Below are 18,434 nucleotides of genomic sequence, written 5' to 3' on the forward strand. Positions count from 1 at the left end.
CAATCATTAATGAACATTTTAGTTAAAAACTGCTGCAAAGATAAGCCCAATAGCGCACACAATCAAACACTTACGTAAAAAACAATTTTTCAACATCGTTGTTACGCCTAAAAAAAGGCACTTTAAACTACCCTAAAGAGCGAATTTAGACCGATACAGAAAATTGGTTTTTTTGAAAAATGTGGAAAATTGAGGCCTCTTTTTGCCCTATTTTCGATTATTTTTCATAGTTTCACGGGTTAATTCGGCGTGAAATTTACTTTGCAGGGTTACTTAAATTAGCGTACTTTTGTTGCCCCGCTGAGACAGCGTTAAACAAACAATATGGCATTCAAAAAATCAGGGAACAGTCGCGACGATAGGCCCGCAAATTCAGGCCGCCGGTCTTCTCCACAAGGCGGTACAGACAATACCAAAAAATCATCTTCGGCATCAAGGTCAAAACCAAGCGGCGCAGGTTATAAAAAATCCGAATCGGATGATGACCGTCCGAAAAGAAAATATGACGGCGAACAGGCCGGCGAAAAGAAATCTTTCAATAAAAATTTCTCAAAACCAGGCGAAGGCTCGTCCGACAAAAAATATAAAGGCAAGCCGGCGAGCGAAGGCAAAAGCCGCCCCTACGGCAGCAAGACATTTAGCGACGGTCCAAGCTTTAAAAAAGATGGCGGCGCACCCGGAAAACGTACACCCTACGGAACCAAGACATTTAACGACGCCCCCCGCGAAGGCGGATTTAAAAAAGAAGGCGGAGCAGATAGCTTTAAACGCAAACCTTACGGAACAAAAGATTTTAGCGACACCCCACGTGAAGGCGGATTTAAAAAAGAAGGCGGTGCCGATAGTTTTAAACGCAAACCTTACGGCAGTAAAGATTTTTCGGAAAAACCGACCCGCGAGGGTGGGTTTAAGAAAGAAGGTTCGGGATATAAGGGTAAATCGACAAGCGATGACAGGCCGGCCCGCGCACGTTCAACAGGCGGCGCTCCAAAACGCTTTGATAAAGGCGCACCAAAAGAACGTTCGGTAAGGGAAACGTTTTTTGATGCCGACCAACCACAACCAGACAGGTCGATGCGCGGCCGTAAAACGCCGACATCAAAAACACAAGATACAGACAAAGGAAAAATTAGGTTGAACCGCTATATATCGAACGCGGGTATCTGCTCAAGGCGTAAGGCTGATGAGCTGATTGTTGCGGGCGTTGTGTCTGTAAACGGCGAAGTAATATCGGAACTTGGTTTTAAGGTTGACCCATACAAAGACGAGGTACGTTACAACGGCGAGACCCTGAAACGCGAGAAAATGGTGTATGTGCTATTGAATAAACCAAAAGACTACATCACCACTACCGAAGACCCGCAGGAACGCCGCACGGTAATGCATCTGGTTGAAAAAGCCAGCAAAGAACGCATTTACCCCGTTGGCCGCCTCGACCGCAACACAACGGGTTTGTTATTAATGACGAATGACGGCGACCTGGCCGATAAATTGTCGCACCCGCGTAATAGCATCGTAAAACTATACCAGGTTGAACTGAACAAAAGCCTTACCCAAGGCGACCTGAACAAAATAGCTTACGGTGTTGAGCTTGAAGACGGTTTAATTAAACCTGATGAAGTAGCTTATATAACCGGTGGCAGCAAACGCGAAATTGGTATCAAGATACATAGCGGTAAAAACCGTGTAGTAAGGCGAATATTTGAAAGTTTGGGTTACGATGTTGTGAAGCTGGACCGCTCGATCTATGCGGGCCTTACCAAAAAAGACCTGCCACGTGGCCGATGGAGATATTTGAATGAGGAAGAAATTATCCAGTTAAAGCATTTGATAAAATAAGACAGAAGCAAGAGTCGAGAGTCAAGAATCAAGACAGAAAATCTCTTTAAGAATACCCAATCTATACCTCCCGTTTTAGGCTTAAGCGGGAGGTTTTTTGTTGCTGACAGATTTGTTAACTTGCAACACCAATTTAACCATCTATGAAAAAGTATATCCTCATACTGCTGCTGGCCCTACCAACACTTTTACAGGCACAAACCAAAGCTAAAATTTACGACCTGCTGATAGGCACTTATACCACCGGCAAAAGTGAGGGGATATATGTTTATCAGTTCAATGCAACGACAGGGAAGGCTATTTACCTCAATAAAGTTACAGGGGTCAACAATCCATCATATCTTACCGTATCAACCAACCGAAAATTTGTGTACTCGGTTAACGAGGTGGGTACAGAGCGGACCGGCAGTGTAAGCTCGTTTTCGTTCGAGCCAAAATCAGGGGAGTTGAAATTATTGAACAAGCAACCATCCAACGGTGCAGGACCTTGCTACATCATGGCCGACAAGGCCAACAAAAACGTTTTTGTGGCCAACTATGCCGGTGGTAGCCTTACGGTATTGCCTATCAAAGCCGACGGCTCATTGGCCGAGCCATCGCAAACCATACAAGACGAGGGTACAGGCGTGGATAAAGACAGGCAAGAGAAAGCGCACGTGCATACTGCCGCCCTATCGCCCGATGAAAAATTTTTGTTTTACACCGACCTGGGAACGGATAAGTTGAACATCTGCGATTATGACCCATCGGCAGCAAAGCCATTACAGCCTGCAACAACTCCTTTTATAATGGTTAAGCCCGGTAACGGACCAAGGCATATTGCTATAGCACCAAATAAAAAGTTTTTATACCTGATACAGGAAATGGGCGCTGCCATCACAGCTTATCAATATGCCGATGGTAAACTCAACGCCATTCAAACCGTTAGTTTAATTGCCGATGGTTTTAAAGGCAAAGTTGGCGCCGCTGATATCCATATATCGCCGGATGGCAAATTCCTATACAGCACCAACCGCGGGGATGCGAACGAGATAGAAGTTTTCAAGATAAACCAGATTAATGGTAAACTCACCTTTGTGCAGCGCACATCATCCCTAGGTAAAACACCGCGCAATTTTAATATCGACCCAACCGGAAAATTCCTGCTGGTAGCCAACCAAAACAGCGACGACATTTATGTTTTTAGCATCAACAAAACAACGGGGAAACTAACTTATACCAATCAAAAGCTTGAAATCGGCAATCCTTCGTGCCTGAAGTTTGCGGCGATACAATAACGATGGGTGTGAAACCCATCGCTATTCTTATATTGATTAATTGCCTTTTTTGGTGAAGGTATAAACCACGTAACCATTGCTGTTGCCAATAGCAACCGGGCTTTTCAGTACCATGGTTGCGCCATCGTTACTACTGATGTTAAGGCGATAGCCTGAATCCACATCTTTAACTTTATCGCCCTGGTATATTTTTTTGAATTGAAAGGCCGGCTCTACGCCGTTGCCGGGATTGTAGTACGACCAGTAAATACTCTGTGAAGTACCATTGGCCAAGGTATACTGCCCGTTACCGCTGTTGGTGAGTATCCACGTGCTGCCAATAAAATCGGCGGGGGGCGCCTGGTCGAACACTTTGGTTACAGCATTGCCTATGAGGCTTTGGTAACCTACGTTATTTAAAGTCCACGTACCTACAAATTTGCTACGGTCGACACCTGCGGTTTTGTTGACTACCGTGCAACTGTCGACCAATATCAGTACAAAGAGTATCAGGGCAGTGAATTGAAAGCGTTTATACATGTTATTATTCATTTCTTGAAACTATAAGATCATGACAAAAATAAGCATAAACCTTGCCAATGGTAAACATGCTTTTGATTAAAATACCAGATAGAAAAAATTCTTTTTTATTTGGAAAAATTTCTATATTTGTTTGTGCATAAAAGGAAAAAATATGTGGCGGCCGAAGCAGCAAGCATTTTTGCTGACAAGCAAGAGCCGTACATTGCAGCAAACACAAATACGCATATGATAGAAGTTGCCTTTTTAGAACCCTACCAACCTTCGTATGCCAATGCGATAAGTTTGCTAACAAGCTCAAAAAAGGGCTTAAACGCCAAAGCCGCTGTTGATTTTTTGGCTTTATCCGGCTTTTCGCCTATTGAGTTTCAAGAAACTTTTAAAACCACTGTTAAAACCATCCAAAATTATGTAACACAAGGCTTAAGCCTTGATGCCGCATTAAGCGAAAAGCTGCTAAAATCGTTTGCTTTATTTGAAAAGGGTATAGCTGTGTTTGGCTCGGCAGCAGCGTTTCATCAATGGCTTAACCAGGCGGCTTATGGTCTGGGCAACCAATTCCCTTTTGATATGATGGATACCATTACCGGTATAAACCTGATTGAAGAAGAACTCATCAGGCTTGAATATGGCGATTTAGCTTAAAATGCTTGTTTACAGGATAGCCTTAGCAAAACACACTGTCGCCCTAACAGCCTCGGGCAGAGCTGCCAGATGGAACCCAAACGAAGTTGAAGTAATATACACGGCTTCATCGCGCTCTTTGGCCTGCCTCGAAAATGTGGTGCACCGAAGCCAGTCGGGCTTGAACCAGCTTTTTAACATCATGACCATTGAAGTTGACGACGGTATTGCAAAAGAAATTATCACGCTGGATAGCCTGACCGATGATTGGAGAGATTTCCATCAAATGCCCATAACACAGGCTATTGGCGAAAAATGGATATCAGGAGGAAAGACGGCTGTTTTACAAGTGCCCTCCTCTATCATCAACGAAGAAGTAAATTATTTGCTCAATCCCCTACATCCTGACTTTAAACACGTCCGTTTAATTAAAACCGAGCCATTTTCGTTCGACCGGCGCATTAAACAATAGGTTACGCAAGTGTGGTGTTTTTAGCGATAACCTCGCGGTAGTAGTCTTCGTAAACCGGGAGAATAAGGCTCAGATCGAACTCCTTGGCACGCTTTAAGGCATTGTCTTTAAATGTATTCAGGCGTTCGTCATCCTGTAAAATATAGATTGCTTTTTCGGCCATGCCCTTTACATCACCGATATCGCATAAAAAGCCGGTAACACCATCCACATTCAATTCGGGCAAACCACCGGCATTCGAGCTGATGACCGGTACACGACAAGCCATCGCCTCCAGTGCCGCCAAACCAAAGCTTTCCGATTGTGAGGGGATCATAAACAGATCGGCAACCGATAATATTTCTTCGATAGCTTCCTGTTTGCCTAAAAAACGTACATTATCGCAAACGCCCAAATCGCGGCAAAGCTGTTCACATTCAGAGCGCTCGCCACCATCGCCTACCATCAATAGTTTTGATGGGATTACTTTGCACACTTTCGAGAATACCTTGATCACGTCTTGTGTTCGTTTTACCTTGCGGAAGTTGGAGGTGTGGATCAATATCTTTTCGCCGGCAGGGGCAATGGCCTTTTTAAAATGGTCTTTCGCTTTCATGTTAAAGCGCTTCAGATCGATAAAGTTGGGTATTACCCTGATCTCGTTTTCTATCTCGAAAAACTTAAGTGTATCTTCCTTTAGATTATGTGATACGGCAGTTACACCGTCGGATTTATTGATGGAAAAAGTTACCACCGGCTTATAGGTGCGGTCTTTACCAACCAGGGTGATATCGGTGCCGTGCAGCGTTGTCACTACCGGAATATGGATACCATAGGTGGCCAAAATCTGCTTGGCCATGAAAGCCGCCGAAGCATGGGGTATGGCATAATGTACGTGCAGAATGTCAAGGTTTTCGAAACGAACTACATCCACCAGTTTGCTGGCTAAGGCCAACTCATAGGGTGGGTAATCGAACAGCGGGTATTTGGAAACTGAAACTTCGTGGTAAAAAAGGTTTTCGGAAAAAAAATCCAACCTTGCGGGCTGATTATAGGTTACAAAATGCACCTGGTGGCCATTATCGGCCAAGGCCTTACCTAATTCGGTAGCAACAACGCCGCTACCGCCAAAAGTCGGATAACAAACTATTCCAATTTTCATTGGTGCAAGTATAAATGCATTATTTTCAATTAATGTGAACGCTATGTAAAAATAAGGTTTATATCAATATTATTGCATGCCTTTGCTAATTGCTTGGTATACCACATCCTGCACACGGCCGCGCACACTAATCTCGTTGAATTTTTTACTATCGCTTGGGTATACCCTGTTGGATAATAGAATATATACCAAATGACTTTGCGGATCGACCCAAAAGCAAGTACCCGTATAACCAGTATGCCCATAAGTTTGCGGGGAAGCCAGACGCGACGGATAATGCTTCGTCGTATCCAGATTGGTGCGGTCGAAACCATAACCGCGGTTGGTTACCGTCGATTCGCGCGAGGTAAACAGGTTCACGGTCTCCGGTTTAAAATACTGTGCCCCGCCATAAGTACCGCCATTCAATATCATCTGGTATAAAATACCCAGGTCGTTGGCACTGGCAAACAAACCCGCGTGTCCCGACACCCCGCCGGCCATTGCTGCGCCCTGATCGTGCACGTAGCCATCCAATAGTTCCATTCTAAAATAGGTATCGTTCTCGGTTGGCGCAATTTGTTCTTTTTTGAAACGGTTACGTGGCAAGAAACCTGCGGTTTGCATGCCTAAGGGGTCATAAAATTGTTTTTGAACGTAGAGGTTCAAGGGTTGTTGGCTTACTGTTTCAACAATCTCCCGCATAAAGTACATACTCAAGTCGCTATACACATATTGTCCGCGGGTTTTTAACGGTGAGTTGAGCATTTGCGGCCACATCACATCATTAAAATAGCCTTTGCGCATAAAATAGTGCTCTGCTACTTTTGTTGGATAGGCGTCGGACAAGTCGCGGCTAAAATCGGCTGGCTTAAGATGCTCATAAAACGGGATATATGGCACTAAACCAGCTTCGTGCATCATCAACTCCTTTACTTTAATATCATTTTTATTGGTATTTCGCGCTTTTGCAAGGTAACTGCCGACGGTAGAATCCAGACTCAATTTACCTTGTTCGGTCAGGCGCATTACCTCCATTGTGGTAGCCGATATTTTGGTTACAGATGCCAGGTCGAAAATGTCGGTAATTTGGTCGGGATAATTATGGTCATAGGTATGATAGCCATAGGCTTTGTTGAATATCACCTTACCATCTTTGGCTACGAATACCACGCATCCTGGTGTAGCGTGCAGACTTATGGCATCGTGTATAATATCATCAATGGGCAACAGGTTATCAGCATTAATGCCCGCATCTTCGGGCACGGTGTATTGCAGCCGCGTTTTAGTCGTTGAAAAACCGACGCCTGCTTTGTATTTTGTGGAATAAGTAGCATTTAGCCTTTGCGAGGCCGCTATACCGCCAAAAATTATTTGGGCCGTGTACATGGCCGCTACCGGCGTTTGCCTGCCGCACCAAATTATGGGGGCAGTAATACGGTCCAGTCCCGCCAAATTCTTACCGTTACCGAAAAGTACCACGATGACGTTTCTTACTTTTTTGTTGGTGTTGATGAAGTTGACCAACGCGGGGCTGGCTGTCTCGGCTTCGCTTAATTCGACTATGACGGTGTTATAGAGTTTTAGTCCATCGGCAAGGTCATCAATACTTTTTGCGTCGTTACCGGCAAAGTTTTGTACTTTGGTGTATTTATTGAGTAGACTATCGAACACCGGTGCATAATTATAACCAAAATGCACGCTGGCTATTTTGGCTGCATCGAGGTTTTGTATGGGTACCAACTGCTGCTCGTTATTTAACAATACGGTTGAGCTTTGCACCAGACGTTCCTCATTAACATAACTCATCCCCTGTTTATGCGGACTTTGCGCGCAGGCCGAATGGAGAACAACAAACAACAACATTATCCATAAGCAAGTATTCGGCTTATTTTTTTTCATATACTTTTTCTCCGTTAACATAAGTCTTCAGCACTTTTACGTTGGGTAATTCGGCACCGTCTGCCGTCATGATATCTTTATCCAACATCACAAAGTCGGCGTATTTGCCGGGCTCAATGCTGCCTTTTTCTTTTTCTTCAAAATTGGCTTTGGCGGCCCAGATGGTCATACCCATTAAAGCCTGCTTGCGGCTCAGCGCGTTCTCCATCTGGAAACCATCGTCGGGTTTGCCTTTCAGGTTTTTACGCACTACTGCCGCATAAAACGTGTACATAGGGTTTATATTTTCGACAGGGAAATCGGTACCCAAGGGCAGCCAGCCGTTTTGTTGCAGTAGTTGCTGATAAGCATAACCCGATTTCAAACGTTCTTTCCCTAAACGGTCAACAGCCCAAAACATGTCGGATGTGGCGTGGGTAGGTTGCACCGAAGGGATGATATTATAATCGCCGAAGAGGTGTACATCTTCCGGCGCTACAATTTGTGAGTGCTCAATGCGCCAGCGCTGGTCGTTTTTTCCTTTTAATACTTTGGCGTAAATTTTCAGTATCACACGGTTGGCCGAATCGCCGATGGCATGGGTACACATCTGGAAGCCTTTGGAGGCCACCAACATCGCCACGGCTTCATAATGCGCCGGGGTATTTAACAAAAAGCCGTTCCAGCCTTTTTTATCGGCATAAGGTTTCAGCAAGCAAGCCCCGCGCGAGCCGAGTGCCCCATCAGCATACACCTTAAACGAGCGCACATCAAGGCGTGGTGTTTTTATAGCACCGCGCTTAAAAAGGTAAGTAAAGTTTTCGGGCTTGTCGGACAACATGACGTACATCCGCATTTTTAGATTGCCGCTGTTCTGCAGTTCACGAATGGTGCCTATCATAGGATAATCCAAACCACAGTCCTCAACCGTAGTTAAACCTACGCCGAAGCACCTGGCTTGCGCATCCATAAAAGCGGCTTTGGTTTGCTCGTAGTCTTCGGGGGGTATTTTGTGCTCCACCAACTTCATCGCGTTATCAACAAGTATACCGGTCAGTTTACCGTTAATTGTTTCTATTTGCCCTCCGGGGATGGTTTGGCCTGGTTTAATGCCAGCTATATTGAGCGCGGCCTGGTTTACTATAAATGCGTGACCATCCACACGCTCCAAAACAACCGGCCTGCCGGGGAACAATGAATCTAACTTTGATTTATTGGGGAACTGCTTTACTTTCCAGCGGTTTTGGTCCCATCCACGACCCATCAGCCAACCATCGGGGTTGGTTTTGGAAAAAGATAGTACCGAGTCGACGATTTGCCCCCAGCTTTGCATCCCGGTGAGGTCGACCTGGTGCAACGATTCGCCATAGGCATAAAAATGCGCATGCGCGTCGATAAAACCCGGATAAACGGCTTTTCCTTCGGCATCTACCACCTCTTTGGCATTGTACACGCCGGTCAGGCTATCTGTACTGCCCACGGCTATAATTTTGCCGCCCTTTACGGCGAAAGCTTCGGCCTGCCTAAAATTACCATCGACGGTATAAACCTTAGCGTTTTTTATAAGGAGATCGGCGTTGTAATCTTTTTGCTTACAGGCTACGCATAATAACAGCAGGGCGGGCAGCAGTTTTTTCATAAATTGATAACAGTAAAAATATAAAAGCGTTTGATAAATGTTGATGCGCCGATAAGCTTACACCTAAAAGGTAAAGTTATGGCATCATTTTTCTAATTTAGCAACGAAATTGAAATTGAAGGGAATTATTTTACATGTCTGATATTATACAGCTTTTACCTGATGCCGTTGCCAACCAGATTGCCGCCGGCGAAGTGGTGCAAAGGCCTGCATCGGCTGTAAAAGAACTGGTGGAAAACGCGATTGACGCGGGTGCCGATAAGATACAACTGATACTGAAGGATGCCGGGAAAGCGCTGATACAGGTGATAGACAACGGCTGTGGTATGAGCCTGACCGATGCCCGAATGAGCTTTGAGCGCCACGCTACATCAAAAATAAGAAAAGCCGAAGACTTGTTTGCTATCCGCACCATGGGTTTCAGGGGCGAGGCAATGGCTTCGATAGCGGCTATAGCGCAGGTAGAACTGAAAACCCGCCGCGTGGAAGACGAGTTGGGTACGGTAATAGATATTGAAGGCTCGGAAGTGATTCGGCAGGAAGCCTGCCAAACCAATGCCGGTACATCAGTCAGTGTTAAAAATCTGTTTTATAATACCCCGGCACGCCGCAATTTTTTAAAGGGAAATTCGGTGGAGACGCGGCATATTATCGATGAGTTTCAGCGCGTGGCGCTGGCCAACCCGCAGATATTTTTTACCATGCACCATGATGGGCAGGAGGTTTACCATTTGCCTGCCACCTCGCTCAAACAACGCATTGTACATTTGCTGGGCAACCAATACAACCAAAGGCTGGTACCGGTTGAAGAAGATACTACCATTATTAAACTGCGCGGTTTTGTGGGCAAGCCCGAATTTGCAAGGCGTACCCGCGGCGAGCAGTTCTTTTTTGTGAACAACCGCTACATACGCGATGCTTATTTGAACCATGCGGTGATGACGGCCTTTGAGGAACTGTTGCCTGATGACAGTTACCCGCTATATGTACTGTTCATCGAGATCGACCCGGCGAAAATTGATATCAACGTACATCCTACCAAAACAGAAATAAAATACCAGGATGAAAAGGCGCTATATGCCATCATCCGCTCGGCGGTAAAACGCTCGCTGGGCAGGTACAACATTACACCCACCATTGATTTTGACCAGGAGAACAGCATTGAGCACCTCATTACGCAGAAGCCGTTTGACGAAATCATACAGCCGAGTATACGGTTCAACGCAGATTTTAACCCTTTTGCACCTGAGGCTAAAGCAGAACGGCAAAGCACTTCGCATGGCGATTACCAGCGCAACCCTATCCCACAAAACTGGGACACGCTTTACGAAATCAGCAAAAAAGACGGCGCGGAACAGCAGCAAATGGATGTGCACAACAAAGCCATCAAGGTTGATGATGAGCAGGTGGTACAACCCGGTGAGAGGCAACTGTTCCAGGTGCATAACCGTTTTATCTTATCGCAAATAAAATCGGGCATGATGCTCATTAACCAACAGGCCGCACACGAACGGGTATTGTACGAGCGCTTTTTGCAACAGCTCGACAGCCATTCGGGCGTAAGCCAGCAAACCTTGTTCCCGCAAAGCGTTACGCTTAACGCCGCCGATTATGAATTGCTGCGTGAGTTGCTCAACGATATACGCGCTTTGGGTTTCGACATCCGTGAGTTTGGCAAAAACACCGTGGTAGTTGAAGGGATCCCCGCCGAACTACCCAATGCCAACGAGCACGAACTGCTGGAACATTTATTGGAGGGTGTTAAAAACAATCAATCGGCTTTAAAGTTGGATAAACGGGATAACCTGGCACGGTCGCTGGCGCGTAACGCCGCCATTAAAGCGGGCACCAAGCTTTCGCTGGATGAGATGAATTTACTGGTCGATCAGCTTTTTGCCTGCCAAATGCCCAACATCTCGCTAAGCGGAAAACCCGTAATTATTACATTCACATTAAACGAGCTTTTGGAAAAGTTTGATAAATAATACGAATTTAGCTTTATGAACTACTACAGGCAATCGCCCTTTGCTAATTTAACACCGGTTGTAAAAAACCTGATTATTATTAATGTGCTGTTTTTTATTGCAACCTGGGTTTTGGAACACTATGGTATCGACCTTACCTCATTATTTTCGGCCTTTTATTTCGATTCGCCGCTGTTTAAACCATGGCAAATTATTACCTATATGTTTATGCACGCCGGTTTTTGGCATATTTTTATGAATATGTTTGTGCTGTTTATGTTTGGGCCAACACTGGAATATACACTCGGGTCAAAACGCTTTTTAAACTATTATTTTATAACCGGCATTGGCGCGTTAGCTATGCAGATGCTGGTGCAAACCATCGAGGTTTACCATATCACCGGCTCGTTTACCATCGCCAACCACGACCTAAGCTTGTTTCAAACATCGCCATCGTTCGAAAAGCTCGACGATATTTACCGTGGTGCTATTTTAGGGGCTTCGGGTGCTATATTTGGTGTTTTGGTAGGTTTTGCCGTTCTTTTTCCGAATGTAGAACTGCGTATTTACGGGGTAATACCCATTAAAGCAAAGTATGCCGTAATAGGCTATGTGGTGTGGGAGCTTTTTTCGGGGGTAAGCCAGTTTGCCGGCGATTCTGTTGCGCACTTCGCGCATTTGGGCGGTGCATTGGTCGGTTTTATTTTGTTAAAAATATGGGGTTATGGCAGCCAAGACAATTTTTATAGTTGATTTTAGTTAAGATAAAATATCGGATATTTATAAGTGAACTATGTGGGAAGAAATACGCTATAAAGTTTTACACTCGGGAAGCAAGCTGAATTTGCTGATTGGGATAAATGTTGCCGTATTTTTGGCTTTGGGTATCATTGGCGTAATCGAAGCCTTATCGACCAGCAGGAACGTCTTAGGCGACACTATCTATCATTACCTCGCGCTGCCATCGAATATCCCTACCCTGCTCACCCATTTTTGGACACCTATTACTTATATGTTTATGCACGATGGCATTTGGCACATTGTGATGAACATGATTTGGTTTTACTGGATGGGTTCGATATTTGAAGAATACCTGGGTGCCCAAAAGCTGCTAGCCTTGTATCTGCTTGGCGGACTTGCCGGGGCTTTCTTTTTTGTGTTGGGCTATAATGTTTTCCCGCTGTTTGCTTCGGTACGGGTTGCCGGAACTGTAGTCGGTGCTTCGGCTGCTATTATGGCCATCATCGTGGGTACGGCAACACTACTACCCGACTATACCATCTTTTTTATGTTTATAGGGCCGGTAAGATTAAAATGGCTCGCTGCAATTTTTGTTGTTATCGACCTGCTCAGTTTGGCAAGTTCGAACGCCGGTGGTGAGCTTTCACACTTGGGCGGGGCTTTAATGGGCTTTATCTATATCAAACAATTGCAAAAAGGTAACGATATGGGCGCGTCCATCGGTAAACTGTTTAAACCCAAGCCAAATTTGACAGTTGCGTCCAAAAATTTAAAAAACACGACCACTAAACCGCGACAAGACGAAATAGACCGTATATTAGATAAAATTTCCAATTCGGGTTATGATAGCCTGAGCAAACAGGAAAAAGAGACCCTATTTAGAGCCAGCGCTGATGATAAGAGCTAACCACAAGCTTTCTTTTTTTGATAAACTGGTTTTATATACTAATTATCTATTTGTTTTAGCGCTCCTCATCAGTTATTTAGCACCCGTAACCGACCCTAAAAACTTTTGGCCCGTGGCTTTTTTTGGATTGGGGTACCCGGTGTTGCTGTTTATGAACGCGCTTTTTATAGTTTATTGGCTGTTCAGAGTAAAGCTGTATGTACTGGTGTCGGTTATCGGTATATTGATTGGCTGGAAGGTATTGAACAACAATATCGGTTTCCATCGGTCGGTATTTGACGGCCCGAAAGCAGATACGAGCGATATCAGGATGATGGCCTACAACGTGCATGCGTTCTATAGCTTCGATTTTACCAAAGAGGTGCCCACCAAGCACCAGATATTTAAAATAATTGAGGACGAAAAACCGGACATCATCAATTTCGAAGAGTTTTATTCCCGTTCAAAAGGGGCATTTGACATTGTCGACTCGATAAAAACGCTGCTTAAATCAAATCAATATTATTTTGAAGCTTTTGATAAGAACAAGGACGATATGCAGGGTTTGGCTATATTTTCGAAGTTCCCGGTGATCAATCATGGAATGATCAGGCTGAACAACGACAATAGCGACAACCAATGTATTTATGCTGATCTGCAAACTAAAACCAAAACCATCAGGGTGTATTGCGTGCACCTGCAATCGATACATTTTGAATCGCAGGATTATGTGTACCTCGACAGTGTGGCACACGAGGGCAAACCAAACCTGCACAATTCAAAACGTTTGGGCAGCAAGTTAAAGTTGGCGTTCATCAAGCGCAGCGAGCAGGTACATTTAATCAAACAGCACATGGCACAGTGCCCCTACCCATACATTGTGGCCGGCGACTTTAACGATACGCCAACATCGTACGCAGTAAATGAAATGGCAAGCGGTTTAAAAAACACCTTTTACGAAAAAGGCAGCGGCCTTGCCCGTACCTATAACGGCGATTTCCCAAACTTTCAGATTGATTATATCATGGCCAGTCAACAGTTTAACGTGGTTAACTATGAGGTAATAGAGAATAAAGGGAAACTATCTGACCATTACGCTGTAAGGAGTGATTTGCAATTGAAGTAATGCAAGTCGTTAGGTCATTAATCATTGGGTCATTTTTTTGATGCGGTAATTGCAACAAATTGTTAAAATAATGCTAAAAAGCACTACGCTAATTAACAGCTTGCGTAAAATATGTAAGTTTGCCGCATGAAACAAAATTTGTTTGTTTACAATACCTTATCACGCACAAAAGAAGAATTTAAAGCACTGAACCCGCCGCATGTGGGTATGTATGTTTGCGGGCCAACCGTTTACAGCGACGCGCATCTGGGCAATTGCCGCACTTATATCTCATTCGACCTGATATTCCGTTACCTCACTTTGCTGGGTTATAAAGTACGTTATGTACGCAATATTACCGATGCGGGCCACCTGGAAGGCGATGCTGATGAGGGCGAAGATAAAATATCAAAAAAAGCAAAGATTGCCCAACTGGAGCCGATGGAAATTGTACAGAAGTACACCGTGGGCTTTAGGGATGTGATGCGGATATTGAATACCCTGCCGCCAAGTATAGAACCTACAGCCACAGGGCACATTATTGAGCAGATAGAATTGGTGAAAGAAATATTGGCTAAAGGCTATGCTTACGAAGTAGAGGGTTCTGTTTATTTTGATGTTGAAAAATACAATAAAACGCAGGATTACGGCATACTGAACGGCCGCCATTTGGAAGACCTGTTGAACAATACCCGCAACCTGGGCGGCCAGGATGAAAAACATGGCAAGCTCGACTTCGCGCTGTGGATAAAGGCCAAGCCAGAGCACCTGATGAAGTGGCCATCGCCATGGGGATTAGGTTTCCCGGGATGGCATTTGGAGTGCTCGGCCATGAGTAATAAGTACCTGGGCGAACAGTTTGATATACACGGCGGCGGGATAGACCTGATGCCGACTCACCATACCAACGAGATAGCTCAAAACGTAGCCAGCTGCGGTAAAAACCCGGCCACCTACTGGATGCACACCAATATGCTGACGGTTAACGGTACCAAGATGTCGAAATCGTTAGGGAACAGCTTTTTGCCGGAAGAATTGTTTACCGGCAACAATTCGATACTGAACAAGGCCTATAGCCCGATGACGGTACGCTTTTTTATGCTGCAAACACATTACCGTAGCACGCTTGATTTTTCGAACGACGCGATGGAAGCATCAGAAAAAGGTTTCCGCAGGCTGATGACCGCGTTTGAACTGTTGGACGGGTTAAAGGCCTCTGCCACAAGCGAAGTTGACATTGCGTTGTTGCAAAACCGTTGTTACGAAGCCATGAACGATGATTTTAACAGCCCGGTATTAATTGCCGAAATGTTTGAAGCATCGCGTATCATCAACTCGGTGAACGATGGGAAGACCAGAATAGACGAGGCTAACCTTTCCCTGTTAAAGGAAACGATGCACACGTTTATTATTGATGTGTTGGGGTTAAAAGACGAAAAAGCTGCCAACGATGAATTGCCGAAGGTGATGGACTTTATCATCAACCTGCGCAGCGAGGCCAAGACAAACCGCGACTATGCCACATCCGACAAGATAAGGATCGGGTTGCAGGAGATCGGCTTCCAGTTAAAAGACAGTAAAGAAGGCACCACATGGAACAAAGCTTAATGTAAAGCGTTTGTTGTAAATATTAAAATAGAACCTATGAAAAAGACCGTTACAAGTATCCTGTTTTTAGTTTTTTGCGCATCGATAGTTTTGGCCCAAAAGGCCCAGGTACAAACCGTGGTTGATGCCGAAACGGCGTTTAACAAAGCGGTCGCTAAAAAAGGGATTAAAGATGGCTTTTTGTCGGTAATTGATGATGAGGCCGTTGTTTTCAGGCCGAACGCGGTAAGCGCGAAAGATTTTTATCTGCATATTGAAAAACAGCCGGGCAATTTAAGCTGGGAGCCAAAATTCGGCCGTATATCGGCCAATGGCGATTTGGCCTTTACCGCCGGCCCGTACGTATACCAAAACGGTTTGAACGATACCGATAAAGTGTTTGGCCATTATGTTTCGGTATGGCGCAGGGATGTGAACAATAATTTGAAACTATTGATAGACCTTGGTATACAGCACCCGGAATCGGAAGTGAACGAAATCCTTGATTTGAAAGACCCTGAAGGCAAAGTATTGCCCCCAAGCAACGACCTGTTTGCAGGCAAAAAGCTGATACTGGCCAACGATGACGTATTTAACCACTCGCTTACCATTTCGACATTGGCGAGCTATAAGGAATTTTTAAGCCCCGAAGCGCATTATTATTTCCCTGGTTTTGAGCCTTTGATCGGTACGGACAGGATCATGAAGTTCATTAACAACGAGGCCATCACCATTACAGCCAAAACAAGCAGCGCCGGGCGTTCGGGCAGTAACGACCTGGCGTATAGCTATGGTACCGCTACTATTACCAAAGGTGCGCAAACCAGCGAGTACAACTATGTAAGGATATGGGAACTGGATGCAGTATCCCACAAATGGAATATTTTGCTGGAGGTGTTTTCGGCGGTAGAGAAGTAACTACTTACTTCTTCATTTCCTCTTTAATGGCTTGCAACAACTCGTTGGCCCTTTGCGAACCGATGATGTAAACCAGTCCGTCGCGGTCGGTTAAGTGGATGGCATCATTACCTGAAGTAAAAAAGCGGATAGTGCCTCTTTTGTGCAGGTTATACACCGGATTGTTAAAAAAGTACCGGCTATAGCGGCCTTTTTCAACTTTTACAATACCGTTAAGGTCTATTTTAACCAAACGGGTTGTCCACAGCCCATCCAACAAGATGCTTTTGTTAACCACCTGCGTACGGAAGTGTAGCATAAAGCCCAATATGGCCGATATGATGAGGATACCAAAGCCTACTACCAGCAGCAAATCGCTGTTGCGTTCGCGCTCATCGGTAAAAAAGTAGATGGCAAAACAAAAAATAGCCAACATCAGGCGGATGGTAATGGGTATCCATTCGCGGCCGAGGTATTGTTTTTCCAAAAAGGGCTGGTTCTCGCTCATGAGTTCAAATATACAGTTCGAAGATAATAACTTTTTTGGTGAGTGTAGTTACTTTATACCGATCGTCGGGGCGCAAGCCGCAAACCCATATAATTTCATTATTACCATTCACTAAAACCGGCACTTTGTTTTTTTGGGTCAGCGGTAGTTTTTCGTTGATAAAAAAATCGCTCAATTTCTTTTTTCCTTTCATCCCCAACGGATAGAAATGATCGCCCTCCTGCCAGCTGCGCAATGTTAAAGGATAAACCAGTTTAGTGCTATCGGCCGAAAAAGCCATTAGATTGCCTTTTACAATCAGTGCAGAGTCATCATGCAACATTGTTAAGGTATAATCGCCAAATTCAACTTCTTGCGTGTCTTGCTGTATCAATACCTGTCCCGGCGACTCGCTTTTGCTTTTGGTGATGATCAATTGATCCCTATCTAACAAAAGCGCATAACCCGGCGATTCAAAAGTACGGCCGGAATGCTTGTCGAGGGAAAGGATGATGTCATTGATTGTTGTTTGATTAAAGCCATAAGGGCTCAACAAGCCATAAAGCAACAACTTTTTTGGTTCGAGGGTTTTGACTTTAGCGATATCGATGTGGATACCGCCCACGTTTTCGATTAACAGTTCTTTTCTCAGTCGTTGCAGTCTATCGTCCAATAAAGCTTCCAATTCGCGAAAACGCTCCATATTGGCATCAAAGGTTTGCTCCAAATTGGGGTTAAGCTCCTTTAGTTTGGGGATAACCTCGAGCCGGATTTTGTTGCGGGCATATTTTGATGAAGCGTTGGAACTGTCCTCGACATATTTTAATTTCTCTTCGGTAACTATTTTATCGATTTCATCGCGGTTTAGAAACAAAAGAGGTCGAACGATCATCCCATTTTGTGGCAAGATACCGTGCAAGCCGGCAATACCGGTGCCGCGGGTAAGGTTGAGCAATATCGTCTCTACCGAATCGTTTTGATGGTGCGCGGTTACGATTTTGGTGTAATTAAACGAGGCGCGAATTTCTTCGAACCACTGGTAGCGTAGTTCGCGGGCCGCCATTTGTATGGAGATATGTTTTTGGGCGGCGTAGCTTTGGGTATCGAAGTTTACCGTATAAAAGGTCACGTCGAGCTGCTGTGCAAGGTTTTCGGTAAATTGTTGTTCATCATCGGCCTCGGTACCGCGTAGTTGAAAATTGCAATGGGCTATGCCAAAGGTATAACCTGCCTGCTTTAGCAACATGGCCAGCAACACAGAGTCGCGGCCACCGCTAACCGCCGCAAGCAAGGTATCGGCAGGGGTAAAAAGCCGGTTTTTTTCGATAAAATGAACGAAACTTTGGACGGGAAGCATCATCAAAAATATTTAATTTAATTACCCCAACCAAAAAAC

At 44.8% G+C, this 18,434-nt stretch carries 16 protein-coding genes; 10 read left to right on the forward strand and 6 right to left on the reverse strand.

The window, feature by feature from the left end; translation table 11 throughout:
- Positions 1–324: 324 nt before the first annotated feature.
- Together QZX97_RS16545 and QZX97_RS16550 are read left to right on the forward strand one after the other, a co-directional pair.
- A complete protein-coding gene (locus tag QZX97_RS16545; protein WP_295650776.1) occupies positions 325–1,839 on the forward strand; it encodes a pseudouridine synthase in 1,515 nt (504 codons plus the stop codon).
- 143 nt (positions 1,840–1,982) lie between these two features.
- Positions 1,983–3,116, forward strand: coding sequence for a lactonase family protein (locus QZX97_RS16550; RefSeq protein WP_295650773.1), 1,134 nt, complete (start codon positions 1,983–1,985; stop codon positions 3,114–3,116).
- A gap of 36 nt (positions 3,117–3,152) precedes the next feature.
- Here the strand turns inward: QZX97_RS16550 and QZX97_RS16555 are convergent, their stop codons facing one another.
- On the reverse strand, positions 3,153–3,647 hold the full coding sequence (locus QZX97_RS16555) for a hypothetical protein (protein WP_295664814.1): 495 nt from the start codon (positions 3,645–3,647) through the stop codon (positions 3,153–3,155).
- Positions 3,648–3,746: 99 nt separating this feature from the next.
- Between QZX97_RS16555 and QZX97_RS16560 the strand changes: the two genes are divergently transcribed.
- Both QZX97_RS16560 and QZX97_RS16565 read left to right on the forward strand, forming a co-directional pair.
- Positions 3,747–4,280: an antitoxin Xre/MbcA/ParS toxin-binding domain-containing protein gene (locus tag QZX97_RS16560; protein WP_295650767.1), complete on the forward strand. Its 534-nt coding sequence runs from the start codon at positions 3,747–3,749 to the stop codon at positions 4,278–4,280.
- Position 4,281: 1 nt separating this feature from the next.
- Positions 4,282–4,731, forward strand: a complete 450-nt coding sequence (locus tag QZX97_RS16565; RefSeq protein WP_295650764.1) for an RES family NAD+ phosphorylase — start codon at positions 4,282–4,284, stop codon at positions 4,729–4,731.
- A gap of 1 nt (position 4,732) precedes the next feature.
- On the opposite strand, the gene bshA is transcribed toward QZX97_RS16565, so the two are convergent.
- From bshA to QZX97_RS16580, 3 genes are all read right to left on the reverse strand, one after another.
- Positions 4,733–5,872, reverse strand: coding sequence for an N-acetyl-alpha-D-glucosaminyl L-malate synthase BshA (gene bshA, locus QZX97_RS16570; protein ID WP_295650761.1), 1,140 nt, complete (start codon positions 5,870–5,872; stop codon positions 4,733–4,735).
- Between the two features lie 69 nt (positions 5,873–5,941).
- Complete coding sequence (locus QZX97_RS16575) at positions 5,942–7,753, reverse strand: serine hydrolase (RefSeq protein WP_295650758.1); 1,812 nt, start codon at positions 7,751–7,753, stop codon at positions 5,942–5,944.
- A complete protein-coding gene (locus QZX97_RS16580) occupies positions 7,740–9,371 on the reverse strand; it encodes an amidohydrolase (protein WP_295650755.1) in 1,632 nt (543 codons plus the stop codon). Before QZX97_RS16580 ends, QZX97_RS16575 begins: the two co-directional genes overlap by 14 nt.
- A 134-nt stretch (positions 9,372–9,505) precedes the next feature.
- Here QZX97_RS16580 and mutL point away from each other — a divergent pair, with 134 nt between their 5' ends.
- The 6 genes from mutL (at position 9,506) to QZX97_RS16610 (ending at position 16,572) form a co-directional block, all read left to right on the forward strand.
- Positions 9,506–11,356, forward strand: a complete 1,851-nt coding sequence (mutL, locus tag QZX97_RS16585; protein ID WP_295650753.1) for a DNA mismatch repair endonuclease MutL — start codon at positions 9,506–9,508, stop codon at positions 11,354–11,356.
- 15 nt (positions 11,357–11,371) lie between these two features.
- Positions 11,372–12,088 carry a rhomboid family intramembrane serine protease gene (locus QZX97_RS16590; RefSeq protein WP_295650750.1) on the forward strand — a complete coding sequence of 239 codons (717 nt, stop codon included), beginning with the start codon at positions 11,372–11,374 and terminating at the stop codon, positions 12,086–12,088.
- 40 nt (positions 12,089–12,128) lie between these two features.
- Positions 12,129–12,983 carry a rhomboid family intramembrane serine protease gene (locus QZX97_RS16595; protein ID WP_295650747.1) on the forward strand — a complete coding sequence of 285 codons (855 nt, stop codon included), beginning with the start codon at positions 12,129–12,131 and terminating at the stop codon, positions 12,981–12,983.
- Positions 12,970–14,088: an endonuclease/exonuclease/phosphatase family protein gene (locus QZX97_RS16600; protein ID WP_295650745.1), complete on the forward strand. Its 1,119-nt coding sequence runs from the start codon at positions 12,970–12,972 to the stop codon at positions 14,086–14,088. Before QZX97_RS16595 ends, QZX97_RS16600 begins: the two co-directional genes overlap by 14 nt.
- Before the next feature lie 126 nt (positions 14,089–14,214).
- The gene (cysS, locus tag QZX97_RS16605) at positions 14,215–15,675 is read left to right on the forward strand and encodes a cysteine--tRNA ligase (protein ID WP_295650743.1); all 1,461 of its coding nucleotides are present in this window, start codon (positions 14,215–14,217) and stop codon (positions 15,673–15,675) included.
- A 36-nt stretch (positions 15,676–15,711) separates the two neighbouring features.
- Positions 15,712–16,572 (forward strand): nuclear transport factor 2 family protein, encoded by an 861-nt coding sequence (locus QZX97_RS16610; RefSeq protein WP_295650741.1) that lies wholly within the window; start codon positions 15,712–15,714, stop codon positions 16,570–16,572.
- Between the two features lie 4 nt (positions 16,573–16,576).
- Here the strand turns inward: QZX97_RS16610 and QZX97_RS16615 are convergent, their stop codons facing one another.
- A complete protein-coding gene (locus tag QZX97_RS16615; protein ID WP_295650738.1) occupies positions 16,577–17,059 on the reverse strand; it encodes a hypothetical protein in 483 nt (160 codons plus the stop codon).
- Positions 17,060–17,063: 4 nt separating this feature from the next.
- The gene (tilS, locus tag QZX97_RS16620; protein WP_295650735.1) at positions 17,064–18,398 is read right to left on the reverse strand and encodes a tRNA lysidine(34) synthetase TilS; all 1,335 of its coding nucleotides are present in this window, start codon (positions 18,396–18,398) and stop codon (positions 17,064–17,066) included.
- Positions 18,399–18,434 lie beyond the last annotated feature (36 nt).

The organism is uncultured Mucilaginibacter sp., from assembly GCF_903893715.1.
Lineage (GTDB): Bacteria > Bacteroidota > Bacteroidia > Sphingobacteriales > Sphingobacteriaceae > Mucilaginibacter.